Source organism: Vibrio sp. 1288 (assembly GCF_033344475.1).
This window is the reverse complement of the sequence record NZ_JAWPOX010000720.1, coordinates 1-622: the sequence shown is the minus strand read 5'-3', so window position 1 is coordinate 622 and position 622 is coordinate 1. Positions and strand designations below refer to the sequence as shown.

The 622-nt window shown below is 45.8% G+C and carries 1 protein-coding gene and 1 pseudogene; both read right to left on the bottom strand.

Annotated features, from left to right (window positions below):
- On the bottom strand, nt 1–400 hold a 400-nt coding region (locus R8O11_RS28995; RefSeq protein WP_318195094.1), incomplete at its 3' end, for a PHP domain-containing protein.
- A 138-nt stretch (nt 401–538) separates the two neighbouring features.
- Nucleotides 539–622: pseudogene (locus tag R8O11_RS28990) on the bottom strand (SRPBCC domain-containing protein); the annotation flags it as partial.

Sequence of the window (622 nt, the reverse complement as noted above, 5' to 3'; positions counted from 1 at the left end):
CCAAATGCCCTAACGCATCAACGCGACCGCTTTTGATGACATTTATCAGCGCTTCAGTATGTGCTTCTTTATTGGCAGGTGGAAAAACGGGCTCGTGGAAACTGGCAATAACCCAGTCCAAATTGCGATCGACGCTTGGCGGAATATCAATTTCACCTTCAATGTTAAGTATGTTGGATTCCACTCCGCGAACGATGGCAACATCTTCAAGAAAACGAGGCAGAATTTTTTGGTTGGAGAAAAACCAGTAGTGAGGCGCACCCGGCATCGACTCCGCATGGTCCGTCGTGCAAAACATGGTTAACCCGTTCTCTTTTGCCGACTTTGCGTTTTCAATCAACGTACTATACGCATGACCACTCGCGTAAGTATGCGTGTGGGTATCAACCTTAAATTCCATCATCCAGTCTCTTGAGTGCTCAAATTTGCGGGTATTGTATACCCTCGTGCGGTCAAGATGTAGCGAACACCGAAAATGCGGCGGTGAACGCTCTCTTACTCAGCCTAGAAATGGAAAAGTGAGTCTCGATATTTAGTGCTATTGCGAGTCCGTTTCCTCACAAATACTTTTAATTAATGGCAACGCTTTTTCCCACCCATTGTTGAACATCGATACAAAGTC